Source organism: Magnetospirillum sulfuroxidans (assembly GCF_018224925.1).
GTDB classification, from domain to species: domain Bacteria; phylum Pseudomonadota; class Alphaproteobacteria; order Rhodospirillales; family Magnetospirillaceae; genus Magnetospirillum; species Magnetospirillum sulfuroxidans.
The window spans coordinates 1-15671 of record NZ_JAGTUF010000013.1 but is presented as its reverse complement, the minus strand read 5'-3'; the positions used below and the strand labels follow the sequence as shown (position 1 = coordinate 15671).

Below are 15671 nucleotides of genomic sequence, written 5' to 3'. Positions count from 1 at the left end.
TCACCCCGACCAATCTTCGTCGGTATCCTCGGCGACGGCAGGCGAATCATAGAACGTCTGCCGTTGCAGATGCAGGTTGATCCGAGCTGCGGTGGCCTTCTGAGGGCTTCCAATAGCTGACGTATCACCGGCAGCCGTCCGTTCGATCATCTGCGTCCCCCAGACCCGGAGGTGAGGATTCCAGATTCCTCGTCTTTCAGTGGCGATCAATCGCCGTGCTTGCTGCTGATACCCCTCGAAGCCGGTAAGATCGTCAGACCGAAAAAAATCCCACTGGTCGGATAGCGGGTAGTCGATGCGAGGCGCAGGCTGACCTCCTCCGCCTGTCTGGCGTTCAACTCGCGCACTTCCCCTGTCACTGTAGATGAGACCATCGCGTACCGACAGTGTGTCGAACAGGCGACGTTCAAAGATAGGCTGGTCGGGCAATCCAACAAAGCTATCGGGGAAAGACGACGCGGACAATGAGACGGCGGCGACGGGAGCGTACCGCCGAATAGTGTCAACATATCCTATCGCTCGCGCTGCGACTTCTAAATGATCGCGGCCCGCTACCCCAAAGTCGATAATGAAGCAGACGCCTTGGCCGCCATGAGTCCGTTCTCCGACACGCTGTGCTATACGGGAAATAGCGGGCAAGGCCGGCGGCTCAATTATTACGACGAGACCGCGATCAAAACCGAACAGACGGGCGATCTGGGCCTCTTCGTGGGATACCTGCGGAGAAAACTGGATGGCCGGGATGTAGTTGCCATTGGCCTGGAAGAACTCACACCACTGCCTAAAGCCTCCCGACGCGTCGCGCAGAGCTTCCAACTGGGCGTGGACGGGCCGCTCGTTCGGTTGCTCCCGTTCACCCATTGCGATGACGACCGGGCGGTCGCCGTAGGCATCAAGAATGCGACCGGTGGCGCTCTCTAATCGATGAGATGTGAGCCACGGCCGCAAATGGATAACGGGGAGAAGCCGATCTTTCGTGCGGTTTGGCAACTCCTCCAACGCCCTCATTTCGGAGGGTCGTAAAGACAAAATCGGCAAATACGGTACTTCGCCCCATGCACGTAGCGTCACCGGTTCCCCCTATTATTGCCCCACTTTGATTCGCATTGCCGCTTCCGAGACAGCGAACAGGTCGGAAAGATAGAGGACCACGTCTCCAATACCCTTTTCTTCTGCCGCTTCCTGCGCTGCGGCCAATAATTCCTCAGGCATTAGAATATCGGCGGCCAACCGGTTCGCCTGGTGCTCACGTCGGCCAGAAAGGCTGGATCGATACAGCACATCATCTTCAATACCGGTACCGATCTCATCACGATGAAGAAGGAAGTGCGCCAGTTCATGCGCCACCGTAAAGCGTTGTCGCTTGACTGGATCATGGCGATTAACGCGAATGACAAAGCCATCGCCGAAAGGCCGGATCTCACCAGATATTCCCGGCGCCAGCGTGGATGCCTTTATCGGCACACCCAAGGCTCTTGCCATTTCGGGCAGCCTGACCGGTAGCGTGTCTTGAAATGACTCAATAATGGCGCGAACCTTCGGATCAAGTCGGTTCCATTCGGGGCTCATGACTCGTTTTCCTCGTCATCCAGCAGTCTATCGTCAGCAGGGCGACCAAACGCCACCGCGTCCACACGACTGTTGATGCGCTTGTCCATGCGCTCGGATTCGAACTCTTCGTCAGTCAATCGCTCGATTTCGCCCTTAATATAGTCTCGTAAAGCGCCGGTCCCAATCTGCACTTTTATCTCGGCCGATCCGGCCGTCTCTGCGGCACTGATGGCATCACGTTTTAATTGATTGAACCCCCAGACTGCGGCGAGGGCCAGAACACCACCGAATATCGCGACGATCACACCCACAGCGGTGAGCAGGACAGCGGCTAACTCGGCATAGCTCATTCCAACAGGCCGCAGGTGAAAACTGCCCGTCTGGCCCAGCCAAACGACTGCTCCCCCAACTATTGCACCCATGAAACCAATAAACGCGCTGCGAAATGACATGACCACCTCCGGAGCGCCTTAATAATAGCAGCCCTATTGGCGACAGGCGTAAATTTTTTGGAACTCTGGGCGCATAGTGATCGTCGATTGTCATTCGAACTCACCACCAAATCTATCGTTTCGCTAAAGGTCTCCCCAGGGCAGGCTAGTGAACCTGGGGACGGCCTGTTATCTGGGATGGGCGCCAGTCTTCAGAACAACCGACATGGGCGCACAGCGGAATGAGCAAAAGGGGCCGGGTGGAATGGCCGCTTTCTGGGGAGGACAGAGAACAGCTGACGCCGATGTTGAGAAAAAGGACATTGTTGCGCGGAAAATGCGATCAGCGATACATTTCCCAGGAAAAATCTTAGAAAGGGTCTTGCTGTGGAGATCGAATCTGTAATTAAGATAGAGCAAAATAGACAGTCTATACATAAGGCTGTTTTAGACAATTTTTATGAATTCAAAAAAATGATCTTAATATCAGAAAAGCGGGAGTGGGAATGCTTTGGAGGGGACTTACTGATGAATAACAATGAATCCTTGATTTATAGCAGGTGGAATTTCCAGAGGGCGATGAATAATGTGATATATTCAGCAAAAATGCTTGTTGAGCACACAAGAAACGGGATGCGGGAATATGAGCGCAACGGTGAGCATGAAATTGTAAATTTCAACAAAAAAATGGTTGAGGATAACTTCTCAAAAGATCCTCTCAGTAAGTTTATTGAGAGCCTCAGGAATTATATTAGCCACGTCGCTATCATTCCAATAGGCGTCAAAATGTATAAATATCACCCATACTCGTATGAATTTGATGTGTACAATCGCAGGTATATACACCATTTTGTTGGCGCCAAGCTTATGGAGTGGAAAGACATGAAGGGCTTGGCGGCGGAGTATATCCGTAATAACAACAATTATCCGCAAGTTTTCAACTCAATATCTTTATACATCCAGAAATTAAACAGCCACCAGAATGACATAGTGGATTTTATAGACAAAAAATTCTTTGCGTAGCGCCTCGCTGATGTGTACGAGTCAATTTTCACGAAGGGTGAGGCAGCGCGCCAACGACCGCCATGGGCGCAAACCAGACTCGTATTCATCTAAAGGCCAAAGCTCCCAATCTCTTTTTTCCCTATCGCCCAGGGGTTCGAAGGGGGCAACGCCCCCTCGCAAGGCTTCCGGTGGACCGTAGGGCCACACGGAGGAGCCTTGCTTTTACAACCATCGCCTCCAATGAAAGCAGATCGCCCGCAAAAATGCGTTTGACGACGTAAAACTCCGTACATACATTCAGTGTACTGAATTATTACTTGGTAAAGACGAAGGCTGCGATGAACGACGAAGTCATGCTCACGATCCGCCTCCCTAGGTCGCTCCGCGATGAGTTCCAAGCGATGGTAAAGGCGCAGGACATGACCGCCAGCCAGGTCTTAAGGGGCGCAATCCGCCAATATGTCAAAGCCGGCGGGGGAACCGCCATCGTGAGCCCCCCTGTCATCCACCCTCGGACACTTCCCGTTGCGGCCCCACCGCAATCGCAACCTTACGATATCGAAGACCCACCAGTCGAAAAACGCGCCTTCGCCGGAATAAGAGCCATGTTGCAAATGGACGACGACTGATTCATGGCTCGGTGGCATTGAACGCCCCCATCGGACGATTGCGATCCCGGCCCGGCAGCCTCCTCACTCCACTAAACTTGTATGGTGCGGCGAATCTTCTTATATTCTCCGCATAAATTGCGGAGAATAGCCGTGTGGATTTGGCGTGAAGAGAATTGGCCAAACCTGACGTGGGACGCGGCACAGTTGCTTGACCCAATGGTCGAAGCCGCTCGATGCCAAGGGCTCCTGCTCGGCAGAGTCGAACGGCTGGGCTTCGATCTGCGCTGCGAAGCCGAGTTGAAAACATCCGTCGAAGACGTCATCCAGACCAGCGCTATCGAAGGCGAGAAGGTTGACCATGACAGCGTGCGATCTTCCCTCGCCCGTCGCCTGGGATTGCCCGATGGCGGGCTGCCGCCGGCAGATCGTAAGGTCGAGGGATTGGTGGAGATCACCCTCGACGCCACCCGCAACTATTCGGCCCCATTGACCCAGGAAAGACTGTTCGGCTGGCACGCGGCCCTTTTCCCCACCGGCTATTCCGGACTTCGTCCGATCACACTCGCCAGTTGGCGCACCGATGCCCATGGTCCGATGCAGGTTGTCTCCGGCCCCCTTGGCCGAGAACGCATCCATTACGAAGCGCCGCCGGCCATCCTGGTGCCAACGGAAATGGAACGCTTTCTCGACTGGTTTAATGGTGATGATGGACCGGATTCGGTAATGAAAAGCGGTTTGGCCCATCTATGGTTTGTCACGATCCATCCCTTTGACGATGGCAACGGGCGCATCGCCCGAACCATCGCCGATCTGGCGCTGGCCAAGGCAGAACGCACCGGCCAGCGCTTTTACAGCATGTCCAGCCAGATCATGCGAGAGCGTGACGTCTATTACCAAATGCTGGAGAAGACACAGCGCGGCGATATCGACGTCACCCGTTGGCTGTCCTGGTTTGTCGGCTGCTACACCAGGGCGATCCAGCGCGCTGAAACGATGATCGCCGACGTGCTGATCAAGGCCGAATTCTGGCAGAGCTTCGCCCACGAGCCGCTTTCTGAACGTCAGAAAAAGGTTCTCAACCGATTCCTTGACGGCTTTGAGGGGAGCCTCACGGCTAAGAAATGGGCCGCCCTGGCCAAGTGCTCCATCGACACGGCACAACGCGACATCAACGATCTGCTTGAACGCAAGCTGTTGGTCAAGGGACCGGGCGGCAGCAAGAACACCTGCTATTGGCCGGCGGGATACGAAGACAGGCCTTCGGGGGAATGATTTAGCCGACTATCGGTCTACCCCAGCTTTTTCGCCAAATCCTCGGCCGACGGATTGATCTGATCCATGTTGAGCAAGAGGACATCCAACAAGCCCTCCTCTTCGGCAGCCCATTCCCGCTTCAATTTTCCGATCGGACAACTCGGGCAATCGGTGGGGTCGTAGTGCAGGATGTCGTCTATTCCTAGTGCCATGGGCAGCCTCTCAGCGCCTCAACCAGGTGGGTTTTATCTTGCCCGCGCGAGGGGCCAGCGGTCCCTTAGCTGGTAGGATACTTGTGCCGCGACTAGCGGCACTCGGGATACTGAGCGACGTGGCCAAGCCAATCAGACACGACGCAGTCCTGGCACACTTTGGCACACGAGCAAAGGTATCAACCTCCAATTTGATCGACGTAGATATCTTTTAATACATTGGTGGAAAACGGAAATTTGATCCAATGCGATATAAGCCAATGGGGCCGGTTCGGTCTCGAAAACCGGTGAGGGTGCAAGCTCTCCGTGGGTTCGAATCCCACCCTCTCCGCCACTTCCCCCTTAAGATGTTGAGGGGAAACAAAACCTGAGAAATCAATGGCTTTGACGATGCCCAGTGCTACAATTGGGTGATCCAAAACCATGTTCGGCTGCGCCTGCATGTTCCGCCACAAGAAGACGGGGTACTACTGGTTTCGACGTGCCGTCCCAAAGCGGTTTCGGTCGATCATCGGCAAGACCGAGATCACGAAATCCCTTGGCACGAAGAACTATGAAGACGCTAAGCGCGCCAACCGCCGTGTCGCGGACGAGGTGGATGCGCTATTCGAGCAGGCGAAGGGCAAACTGGCTGCATCGGCAGCCGCCCCAGCCCAAAATCTCGCCCCCACGCCTGGACGGCTGGAATGGGACGACCCCAGCTTCACGGCCACCGACGCCGAACGGATCGCTCAGCAATGGCTGACGGCGTTCGTCGCACGTGACAAAGCCATTCGTGACGGTGAGGATGTCAAATCCGAGGGGCTGTGGGCGCTCCAAGCTCTCGATGTCGCCCAACAACCCGATGCATTGCGGACGGCCCTTCGGCTGAACCAGCGATATATCGCCACCCCCATCGTCGCTCGCCTAATCGAAGCCCACGGCTTAAACTTCTTTGTCGAAGGGCCGGCCGGTCAGCGACTTTCAACGGCGGTGCTGCGCGCCATGATCAAAGCCGCCGAAGTGACGCACGAGCGCCACCAGGGTAATTGGGATACGCCCCTTCAGATCGCGACCAGTCAGCAGCCTTCCGCCCCCTCACCGGCACAAGCCGGTGCTGCCGCCAGCAGCATCAGCACCGTCACCGTCACCGTCAGTCGTGTGCTGGAGGACTACCTCACGGAAGCGCGTCTGCCGCCAGAAACCGAGCGGTATTGGCGGAAGTCGATCAGCTTGCTGCTGGAACTGAACGATCTGCATCAAAGCACACCCATCGCGGCAGTCACGAAGCAGCATGTGGCGACATTGAAGCGCGAATTGATGAAACTGTCCGCACGTCGGCAGGCCAAGGAATTCAAAGGGCTTACTGCGAAGCAAATCATCGCCAAATTTGGTGACGATCCCAAATATAAGAAGCTCGATGAGAAGAGCGTGAACATGCGCATCGACGCCATCCGCGCGGTGTTCTCCTCCGCAGTCAGGTCGGACATCGTTGCCACAAATCCGGCCGCGCTGATGTCGATAAAGAACACCAAGAGAGTGAAGGCCAAACCCCGACTGCCATTCGACCAAGCTGACCTTGAGACCATCTTTTCACAGCCAATGTTCAACGACCCGGCCCACAATGGGAAGGGCGGCAGTGGCTTCCCGTGATTGCCCTGTATATGGGCTGCCGCTTGGAAGAAATCGGGCAGCTATTGGTGGGCGATGTGAAGGTTCTGAATGGCACTTCGCATTTCGCCATCACCACGCTGGTGGACGATGACGAGGAAATCGTGAAAAATATCAAAACCGAATCTTCGTTACGCAGCGTGCCGTTGCACCCGGTTCTTGAGCAATTGGGGTTTAGTGCTTACGTCGAGCGTGTTCGTCAGGCCGGTCACAAACGCCTGTTCCCCGACATCACCAGCAAACGCCGCAAGGTCACATCGGCGTATTCAACATGGTTCAGCCGCTTCAAACGTGATGCGGGCATCACCAGCCACCGCAAGGTGTTCCATTCATTCCGCCACACCTTCAAGGATGCCTGCCGCGCGGCGGGCATCCCCGTTGATGTCCACGATGCGCTGACCGGCCACGCACGCAGTTCTGTCGGAGATGGCTATGGGCTTGGGTACCCGCTCGAACGGCTGGCAGGTGAGATTGGCAAGGTAAGGTACGGATTGGTCTGGGAAAAGGCACCCGCATCAGCACAAGCACTGCACTCGCAGGCGGGCGGATAAATACCTCCAACACAAGGAGGTCATCCATGCGCATCCACCAGCTTTCCGCAGAAAAACCAAATCCGTCCGACCCAAAAACCACATGGTCGGCGTCCCCATCCGCTGTCAGTGCATCGCACCAGTTCGGCAGGATCGTTATCAGCACCATACTGTCCCCGTGCGTGTCACGGTGAATGGCCTGCTGATCGCAGATGCCGAGATCGAAGTGATCGGCTACATTGAAGGCGGCAGGTATGTTCAGGTCGAATTCAGCGGCACCATCGCGATTTTCGCCCCAGCCATCTTGCCCGCGATCCAGGCGGCGCGGCTCCCCGATATTCGCTTCGAAGGCTGGGTCGAGGGCCAAGCCCGAGAATTGAAGATCGACATCGCGGGCAAGGTCGTGATGATGACGCCGGTGGCGGGCCAGATTTTCAGCCTTGTCGGTGCTGACCGCTGATCAATCGTCACCCACCTCATAGAATTCCTCGCACTCAAAGCATCTCAGGCGGTTTTTCAGCGTGATCCAGAACGTCGCGCTGCCGCAGTGCGGGCATTGCTGCGCATAGTCGTCCGGGTTTCGTTGACGGTCATCGGGAAAGGGAATCACGTTATCGTTAATGGGTTGGGTCACAAGATCACCTCACTTTCATGAGGATATTTATCCTGCAAGTGCAGTCACCGGATCGGACGCAGCCACGCATCGCCATCCCCATGCCGCCATGGTAAAGAATGCCTGTAAATGCACTATCGGTCGCACCAGACGCGGCTGATCTCGTTCAAGGGCAGACAGGAACATGGCGGTTAAAAAGTCGGAAATTTATAGCTCCTTGTGGGAAGGATGCGATGAACTGCGCGGGGGCATGGATGCATCCCAGTACAAGGATTACGTCCTTGTTCTGCTGTTCATGAAATATGTGTCCGACCGGTATGCGGGCCAGCCCGATGCCCTGATTGAAGTTCCCGAAGGTGGCAGCTTTGCCGACATGGTGGCGCTGAAGGGCGACGCGGAAATCGGTGACAAGATCAACAAAATCATCGCCTTGTTGGCAGAGAAGAATGACCTGAAGGGCATCATCGATGTCGCGGACTTCAATGACCCCGACAAGCTGGGCAACGGCAAGGAGATGGTGGATCGCCTTTCCAAGCTCGTTTCCATCTTCAGCAAGTCGGAACTGGATTTCCGCAAAAACCGCGCCGATGGCGACGATATCCTGGGCGACGCCTATGAATATCTGATGCGGCACTTCGCCACCGAATCGGGCAAGAGCAAGGGGCAGTTTTACACCCCCGCCGAAGTGTCCCGCGTGATGGCAAAGGTGATCGGCATCGGTTCCGCCAAACTGGCCGAGCAATCCATCTATGACCCCACTTGCGGGTCGGGGTCACTGTTGCTGAAGGCCCATGACGAGGCGCTGCCGGTCGATCTGACCATCTATGGGCAGGAAATGGACAACGCCACCCGCGCCCTGGCGAAGATGAACATGATCCTGCATGGCTGCCCCACGGCGGAAATCTGGCGCGGCAACACCTTGGCGGAACCGCATTTCGTCAAGGATGACGGTACTCTGGAAACCCATGATTTCGTGGTCGCCAATCCGCCCTTTTCCAACAAGGCCTGGACGACCGGCCTTGACCCCGCCCATGACCGTTTCAAACGTTTTGCCTATGGCATTCCGCCCGCCAAGAACGGCGATTTCGCCTTTCTGCTGCACGTCCTGGCATCGCTGAAAAGCACCGGCAAGGGGGCGATCATTCTGCCCCATGGCGTGCTGTTTCGCGGCAATGCCGAGGCTGAAATCCGCGAGAACATCATCCGCAAGGGTTACATCAAGGGCATCATCGGCCTGCCGCCGAACCTGTTCTTCGGCACGGGTATTCCCGCCTGCATCATCGTGGTGGACAAGGAACACGCCAACGCCCGCACCGGCATCTTCATGATCGACGCCAGCAAAGGCTTCGTGAAGGACGGCAATAAGAACCGCCTGCGGGATCAGGATGTCCATAAGATCGTGGACGTGTTCACCCGCCTGGACGAAAGCGACCCAAAATACGCCCGCATGGTGTCGTTCGCAGAGATCGAGGGGCATGAGTACAACCTGAATATCCCGCGCTATATCGACAGCAGCGAAGCGGAAGACCTTCAGGACATCGAGGCCCATCTGAAGGGCGGTATCCCCAACCGCGATATCGATGCGCTGGCCCCCTATTGGGCGGTGATGCCGGGATTGCGGGCGGAACTGTTCGCCGCCGACCGCGACGGCTATAGCGTCGCCAAACTGCCCGCCGCGCAGATCAAGGCCGCCATCCACGACCACCCTGAATTCCAATCCTTCGCCGCCCAGGTGGCCGAAGCCTTCGCCGGGTGGCGACAGGCTCAGGTCGAGGGGTTGAAGGGGCTAAAGGTTGGATGTAAGCCCAAATCCCTGATCCACACCCTGGCGGAAGACCTGCTGATCCGCTTCGCCCAGGTGCCGTTGCTGGATAAGTACGACGTTTATCAGCACCTCATGACCTATTGGGCCGGGGTGATGCAAGATGATGTCTACGTCCTTTCGGAAGACGGCTGGGCCGCTGCCCGCGAATTGCGCGAACTGGTCAAGAACAGCGAGGGTAAGTTCAGCGAAACGCCTGACATCACCTTGGGGAAGCGCAAGCTGAAAGCCGATCTGATCCCGCCCCCCTTGATCGTGGCGCGGTTCTTCGCCGCCGAACACTCCGCGTGTGAGCAATTGGAACAGGCTGCCGAGGAAGCCACCCAGGCAAAGGATGAATTCGAGGAAGAGCATGGCGGCGAGGATGGTCTGCTGGCCGATGCCAGATCGGACGCCGACAAGCTGAATGCCGCCAGCGTCAAGACGCGCGTGAAAGTTATTAAGAAAGACCCGGATTACGCCGACGAACATAAGGTGCTGAAGCTCTGGCTCGATCTCAATGACCGAGAATCCGAGGCGAAGGCGGCAGCCAAAGATGCCAAGACAGCATTGGACACCAAAACCATCGCCAAATACGCCAAGCTGACCGATGCCGAGATCAAGGTGCTGGTGGTGGATGACAAATGGCTGGCGGCTCTGGACAAGAATGTGCAGACCGAATTGGACCGCGTTTCCCGCGCCCTGACCAACCGCATCCAGCTTTTGGAAGAACGCTATGCCGTGCCGCTGCCTGCGCTTGTCGAGCGGGTTGCTGACTTGACGGAGAAGGTTGAAGCCCATTTGAAGCGGATGGGGTTCTGAAATGTCCGATCAATGGAAGGCGGCACGCCTTGGTGACGTAATTTGTTTCCAGCGCGGATTCGATTTGCCTGCAAGATTGCGGCAGTCGGGGGGCATCCCAATTGTTTCATCTTCTGGAATAAGCGACTTCCATTCGAGGGCGAAGGTGGCGGCTCCCGTTGTTGTAACAGGGCGATATGGCACGATTGGCGAAGTGTTTTACGTAAATGAATATTGCTGGCCTCTAAACACAACGTTGTTTGTTGTTGATTTTAAAGGCAATCACCCCCCATTTGTTTACTATATACTCAAGACCATTGATTTTAAATCGTACAGCGGGAAGAGCGGCGTCCCTGGCGTAAACCGAAACGACCTGCACGAGATTGCTGTTTCTTGCCCCCCGCTTGATGAGCAAAAGCTCATCGCTTCCGCGCTCAGTGACATTGACGAACTTCTCGCTTCGCTCGACGCGCTAATCGCCAAAAAGCACGATCTGAAACAGGCCGCAATGCAGCAATTGCTGACTGGTCGCGTCAGGTCGCCAGGATTTCAGGGCGAATCCGCGTACAAGCATACAGAGGCCGGTGTAGTACCTAGTGATTGGGTTGTGAGCTATATTGAAGAGATCGCAACTATATCTACGGGGGGTAAAAACACACAAGATCGGGTGGATGGTGGGGAATTTCCTTTTTTTGTCCGCTCGCAAAAAGTTGAGAGCATAAACAGTTATTCATTCGATGGGGAGGCGGTTCTAACTGCTGGCGATGGCGTGGGAACTGGAAGAATTTTCCACTATATCAACGGCAAGTTTGACGCGCATCAGCGCGTATACCTCATTACAGATTTCGGCTCTCACGTAGATGGGTACTGGTTTTATCTTTATTTCAGCGTGAATTTTTACAATCGCCTAATACAGATGACGGCGAAATCCTCTGTTGATTCGATCAGGCGTGAGATGATTGCGCGGATGCCCATTGCGCTTCCACCCACAAAAGCAGAGCAGACCGCAATCGCCACCATCCTCTCCGACATGGATTCTGAGATCACCGCCCTGGAAGCACGTCGAGACAAGACGCGCGCCTTGAAACAAGGCATGATGCAGGAGTTGCTCTCGGGGAGAATCAGACTGCTATGAGTGGTGGTGTCGGCCAGAAGGAACGGGAAACCCAGAACCGCGTCATCAGGCTTTTCACCGAGAAGCTGAAATATGATTATCTGGGGAACTGGATCGACCGGCCCGGCAATCGCAACATCGAAGACGGGTTTCTCCGCACCTTCCTGGCAGACAAACAGCATGTCGCCCCGACGCTGATCGACCGCGCCGTGTTTGAATTCACCAAGGTCGCCACCGACCAATCCCGCAGCCTGTACGACGTGAACCACGCCGTTTACGACCTGTTGCGCTATGGCGTGAAGGTCAAGGCGGAGACCGGGGAAAACACCCAGACAATTTGGTTGATCGACTGGAAGAACCCGCTGAACAACCACTTCGCCGTGGCCGAAGAGGTGACGGTGGCGGGCAGCGACGCCAAAGCCCATACCAAGCGCCCCGATGTCGTGCTGTACGTCAATGGCATCGCCCTGGGTGTGCTGGAACTGAAGCGATCCACCGTGTCGGTGTCCGAGGGTATCCGCCAGAACCGCGATAATCAAAAGCCTGAGTTCATCCGCCCGTTCTTCACCACCATGCAATTGGTGATGGCGGGCAGCGACACCGCCGGTCTGCGCTATGGCACCATCCTGACGCCCGAGAAGCATTATCTGACGTGGAAGGAAGACAGCCCGATTGAAGATGTGCTGGATCGCCATCTGACCCAGGTATGCGACAAGCGGCGGTTTCTGGAAATCATCCACGACTTCATCGTCTTCGATGCCGGGACAAAAAAGCTCTGCCGTCATAACCAGTATTTCGGCGTCAAGGCGGCGCAAGACCGGGTGCGCCGTCGTGAAGGCGGCATCATCTGGCACACCCAAGGGTCGGGCAAAAGTCTGACCATGGTGTGGCTGGCAAAGTGGATCAGGGAAAACGTCACCGATCCGCGTGTGCTGATCATCACCGACCGCACCGAGTTGGACGAGCAGATCGAAAAGGTCTTCAAGGGCGTCAACGAGGACATTCGCCGCAGCAAAAGCGGCAGCGATCTGATCACCGTGTTGAACGAGCCGCTGCCCTGGCTGATCGGTTCGCTGGTTCACAAATTCGGTCGAGAAGATGCCGACACCGATGAATTCATCGAAGAGGTGAAGCGCGCCCTGCCACCGGGGTTCAAGCCCAAGGGCGACATCTATGTTTTTGTCGATGAGTGCCACCGCACCCAGACCGGCGTGCTGCACGATGCCATGAAGGCGATCCTGCCCAATGCCATGTTCATCGGCTTCACCGGCACGCCATTGCTGAAGGCCGACAAGCAGACCAGCATCGAGGTGTTCGGCACCTACATCCATACCTACCGCTTCGATGAAGCGGTGCGCGATCAGGTGGTGCTGGATTTGCGCTATGAAGCCCGCGACATCGACCAAGTCATCACCTCGTCCGCCAAGATCGACCAGTGGTTCGACTCCAAGACCAAGGGACTGACCGATTTGGCGAAGTCCCAGTTGAAACAGCGTTGGGGAACCTTGCAGAAGGTGTTGTCCAGCCAGTCGCGGCTGGAGAAAATTGTCGCCGACATCGTGATGGACATGGAATTGCGCGACCGGCTGAAAAGCGGTCACGGCAACGCCATGCTGGTGTCGGACAGCATCTACAACGCCTGCAAGTTCTATGAATTGTTCGAAAAGACCGAACTGGCGGGCAAGTGCGCCATCATCACCTCATACAAACCCTCGCCATCCGACATCAAGGGCGAGGACAGCGGCGAAGGGCTGACCGAAAAGCTACGCCAATACGACATCTATAACCGCATGCTGAATGGGGCCGACCCCGAGAAGTTCGAAACTGCGGTGAAAACGCGGTTCATCGATGAACCGGGGCAGATGAAACTGCTGATCGTGGTTGATAAGCTGCTGACCGGCTTTGATGCGCCGTCCGCCACCTATCTGTATATCGACAAGAAGATGAGCGATCACGGGCTGTTCCAAGCCATTTGCCGCGTCAATCGGCTGGATGGTGACGACAAGGAATACGGCACCATCATCGATTACAAAGACCTGTTCAAAAGCCTGGAAAAGTCCATTCAGGACTACACCTCGGAAGCCCTGGAAGGCTACGACAAGAAAGACGTTGAGGGGCTGCTGAGCAACCGCATGGAAAAGGCGCGGGAACGACTGGACGATGCCCGCGAGGCCGTCAAGGCGCTGTGCGAGCCGGTGCCGCCACCCCAGGACACCGCCGCCTATCTGCACTATTTCTGCGCCGAAGACACTTTGGACAAGGCCGCGCTGAAGGCGAACGAACCCAAGCGTCTGACGTTGTACAAGCTGGTGGCGGCGCTGCTCCGCGCCTATGCGGAACTTGCCAACGAAATGCCCGAGGCCGGGTACTCGGATGCCGAGATCGCCACCATCAAGGGCGAGGTGGCGCATTTCGAGAACGTTCGCAACGAGGTGAAGCTGGCCAGTTCCGACTACATCGACCTGAAGATGTATGAACCGGCGATGCGGCATTTGATCGACACGTATATCAGGGCTGAGGAAAGCGAGAAAATCTCGGCGTTCGATGACATGTCGCTGATCCAGTTGATTGTCGAGCGCGGGGCCGATGCGGTTGACGCGCTGCCCAAGGGGATCAAGCAGAATCAGGAAGCCGTTGCCGAAACCATCGAGAACAACGTCCGCAAGCTGATCATCGATGAACAGCCGGTCAATCCGAAATACTACGAGAGCATGTCCGCCCTTTTGGACGCCTTGATCACCGAACGGCGGAACCAAGCGATCTCGTATGAGGAATACCTGCGGCGGATCGTTGAACTGACCAAGAACGCAAAGAATCCGGCGGGTACCGCAGCCTATCCTGTGGCGATCAAGACCGCCGCTCAACGGGCCTTGTTCGACAATCTGGATCGGGACGCGGAAGTGGCCCTGAGTATCGACGCCGACATTCGCCATGTGAAGAAGGCGGGCTGGCGCGGCAGTCTGATCAAGGAGCGTGAAGTCCGTGCCGCCATCCGTGATCATATTGCGGACAAAGCGCGGATCGACGCGATCTTCGACCTTGTGAAGAAGCAGGATGAATACTGAGGTCTTTCAGATCACGGTCAGTGGCCTCAAGATCGAGGTTGTTCGCAAGGCGATCAAGAACCTGCATATCGGGGTTTATCCACCCCATGGTCACGTGCGCATTGCCGCCCCCAGCGCCATGTCGGTTGATGCCATTCGCATCGCGGCGATCTCCCGATTGCCGTGGATCAAGCGCCAGCAGTTGAGGTTCAAGGGCCAGGCCCGGCAATCGACCCGCGAATACGTTTCCGGCGAAAGCCACTACTTCCTTGGCCGCCGCTATCGCCTTAGGGTGGTCGAACACGCAAGCGCCCCTCGGGTCACCATTCGCGGCAACACCCGTATCGAATTGTCCGTCCGCCCCGGCAGCGACCGATCCGACCGTGAACGGGTTTTCCTATTTTGGTACCGCAGTCAGTTGAAGGCGCTGTTGCCCGACATGATCGCCTGTTGGGCCGGGCGTCTGGGCGTCCCCATGCCCAAATGGGGCGTCAAGATCATGAAAACCAAGTGGGGTAGCTGCACCGTCTCGGCGCGCCGCATCTGGCTGAACCTCGAACTCGCCAAAAAGCAGCCGCAATGCATTGAGTACATCGTCGCTCATGAGATGATGCATTTCCTCGAACGCAACCACACCGAACGCTTCACCGCGCTCATGGACCGGCACCTGCCCAATTGGTCGATCTTGCGCGACGAGTTGAACCATGCACCACTGGGCCATGCCGGGTGGGGTGAAGATGGTGCTGGTTCAAAGCCGCCAGTGCACTGATCCATTCAGATGCACCTGTGCCCGAGCCGACCGATCTCAAGCGGGAAGCCGTCGCCCCTACCCACATATCGAAATTGGCGCTCCTCTATAGGCGCAATTTTCCTACTTTCATTATAGATGTTATCTTACTATAGTCGGAGAAGAAGCCAACTTCCGGGTGCCATGCCTGGACGGAGAAGCAGATGTCCATTCTCACCCGGCATCGCGACGATGGACTTGCCCGGAAAGAGTGGAGAGCGTTTCTCTGTCTATGCAGCTTCGGCCTCGAAGCGGCACGGGCTTTTA

Annotated in this window: 15 protein-coding genes; 10 read left to right on the top strand and 5 right to left on the bottom strand. The window is 56.2% G+C overall.

The window, feature by feature from the left end; translation table 11 throughout:
* Genes KEC16_RS13295 through KEC16_RS13285 form a run of 3 tightly spaced genes read right to left on the bottom strand, consistent with a single transcriptional unit; the run spans nucleotide 1 to nucleotide 2003 of the window.
* A complete protein-coding gene (locus tag KEC16_RS13295; protein ID WP_211549713.1) occupies nucleotides 1–1071 on the bottom strand; it encodes a beta family protein in 1071 nt (356 codons plus the stop codon).
* 12 nt (nucleotides 1072–1083) lie between these two features.
* A complete protein-coding gene (locus KEC16_RS13290; RefSeq protein WP_211549711.1) occupies nucleotides 1084–1569 on the bottom strand; it encodes an ImmA/IrrE family metallo-endopeptidase in 486 nt (161 codons plus the stop codon).
* The gene (locus tag KEC16_RS13285; protein WP_211549709.1) at nucleotides 1566–2003 is read right to left on the bottom strand and encodes a hypothetical protein; all 438 of its coding nucleotides are present in this window, start codon (nucleotides 2001–2003) and stop codon (nucleotides 1566–1568) included. The genes KEC16_RS13290 and KEC16_RS13285 overlap by 4 nt, the downstream gene beginning before the upstream one ends.
* Before the next feature lie 366 nt (nucleotides 2004–2369).
* On the opposite strand from KEC16_RS13285, the gene KEC16_RS13280 reads away from it, so the two are divergent.
* The 3 genes from KEC16_RS13280 (at nucleotide 2370) to KEC16_RS13270 (ending at nucleotide 4870) form a co-directional block, all read left to right on the top strand.
* Nucleotides 2370–3005 (top strand): hypothetical protein, encoded by a 636-nt coding sequence (locus KEC16_RS13280; protein ID WP_211549707.1) that lies wholly within the window; start codon nucleotides 2370–2372, stop codon nucleotides 3003–3005.
* Nucleotides 3006–3325: 320 nt separating this feature from the next.
* Nucleotides 3326–3616, top strand: coding sequence for a ribbon-helix-helix domain-containing protein (locus tag KEC16_RS13275; protein ID WP_211549705.1), 291 nt, complete (start codon nucleotides 3326–3328; stop codon nucleotides 3614–3616).
* A gap of 81 nt (nucleotides 3617–3697) precedes the next feature.
* Nucleotides 3698–4870 carry a Fic family protein gene (locus KEC16_RS13270; RefSeq protein WP_249209177.1) on the top strand — a complete coding sequence of 391 codons (1173 nt, stop codon included), beginning with the start codon at nucleotides 3698–3700 and terminating at the stop codon, nucleotides 4868–4870.
* A gap of 17 nt (nucleotides 4871–4887) precedes the next feature.
* Here the strand turns inward: KEC16_RS13270 and KEC16_RS13265 are convergent, their stop codons facing one another.
* On the bottom strand, nucleotides 4888–5064 hold the full coding sequence (locus tag KEC16_RS13265) for a hypothetical protein (RefSeq protein WP_211549703.1): 177 nt from the start codon (nucleotides 5062–5064) through the stop codon (nucleotides 4888–4890).
* Between the two features lie 423 nt (nucleotides 5065–5487).
* Between KEC16_RS13265 and KEC16_RS13260 the strand changes: the two genes are divergently transcribed.
* The 3 genes from KEC16_RS13260 (at nucleotide 5488) to KEC16_RS13250 (ending at nucleotide 7704) form a co-directional block, all read left to right on the top strand.
* Complete coding sequence (locus KEC16_RS13260; protein ID WP_211549701.1) at nucleotides 5488–6696, top strand: DUF6538 domain-containing protein; 1209 nt, start codon at nucleotides 5488–5490, stop codon at nucleotides 6694–6696.
* The gene (locus KEC16_RS13255) at nucleotides 6693–7265 is read left to right on the top strand and encodes a site-specific integrase (RefSeq protein WP_211549699.1); all 573 of its coding nucleotides are present in this window, start codon (nucleotides 6693–6695) and stop codon (nucleotides 7263–7265) included. The genes KEC16_RS13260 and KEC16_RS13255 overlap by 4 nt, the downstream gene beginning before the upstream one ends.
* A gap of 82 nt (nucleotides 7266–7347) precedes the next feature.
* Entirely contained in the window at nucleotides 7348–7704 is a 357-nt protein-coding gene (locus KEC16_RS13250; RefSeq protein WP_211549697.1) for a hypothetical protein, read from the top strand.
* On the opposite strand, the gene KEC16_RS13245 is transcribed toward KEC16_RS13250, so the two are convergent.
* Nucleotides 7705–7878: a hypothetical protein gene (locus KEC16_RS13245; protein ID WP_211549695.1), complete on the bottom strand. Its 174-nt coding sequence runs from the start codon at nucleotides 7876–7878 to the stop codon at nucleotides 7705–7707.
* Nucleotides 7879–8041: 163 nt separating this feature from the next.
* On the opposite strand from KEC16_RS13245, the gene KEC16_RS13240 reads away from it, so the two are divergent.
* Genes KEC16_RS13240 through KEC16_RS13225 form a run of 4 tightly spaced genes read left to right on the top strand, consistent with a single transcriptional unit; the run spans nucleotide 8042 to nucleotide 15386 of the window.
* Entirely contained in the window at nucleotides 8042–10480 is a 2439-nt protein-coding gene (locus KEC16_RS13240; RefSeq protein WP_211549693.1) for a type I restriction-modification system subunit M, read from the top strand.
* 1 nt (nucleotide 10481) lies between these two features.
* The gene (locus KEC16_RS13235) at nucleotides 10482–11594 is read left to right on the top strand and encodes a restriction endonuclease subunit S (protein WP_211549691.1); all 1113 of its coding nucleotides are present in this window, start codon (nucleotides 10482–10484) and stop codon (nucleotides 11592–11594) included.
* On the top strand, nucleotides 11591–14638 hold the full coding sequence (locus KEC16_RS13230; RefSeq protein WP_211549689.1) for a type I restriction endonuclease subunit R: 3048 nt from the start codon (nucleotides 11591–11593) through the stop codon (nucleotides 14636–14638). The genes KEC16_RS13235 and KEC16_RS13230 overlap by 4 nt, the downstream gene beginning before the upstream one ends.
* Nucleotides 14628–15386, top strand: coding sequence for a M48 family metallopeptidase (locus KEC16_RS13225; protein ID WP_211549687.1), 759 nt, complete (start codon nucleotides 14628–14630; stop codon nucleotides 15384–15386). Before KEC16_RS13230 ends, KEC16_RS13225 begins: the two co-directional genes overlap by 11 nt.
* Nucleotides 15387–15671: the final 285 nt, after the last annotated feature.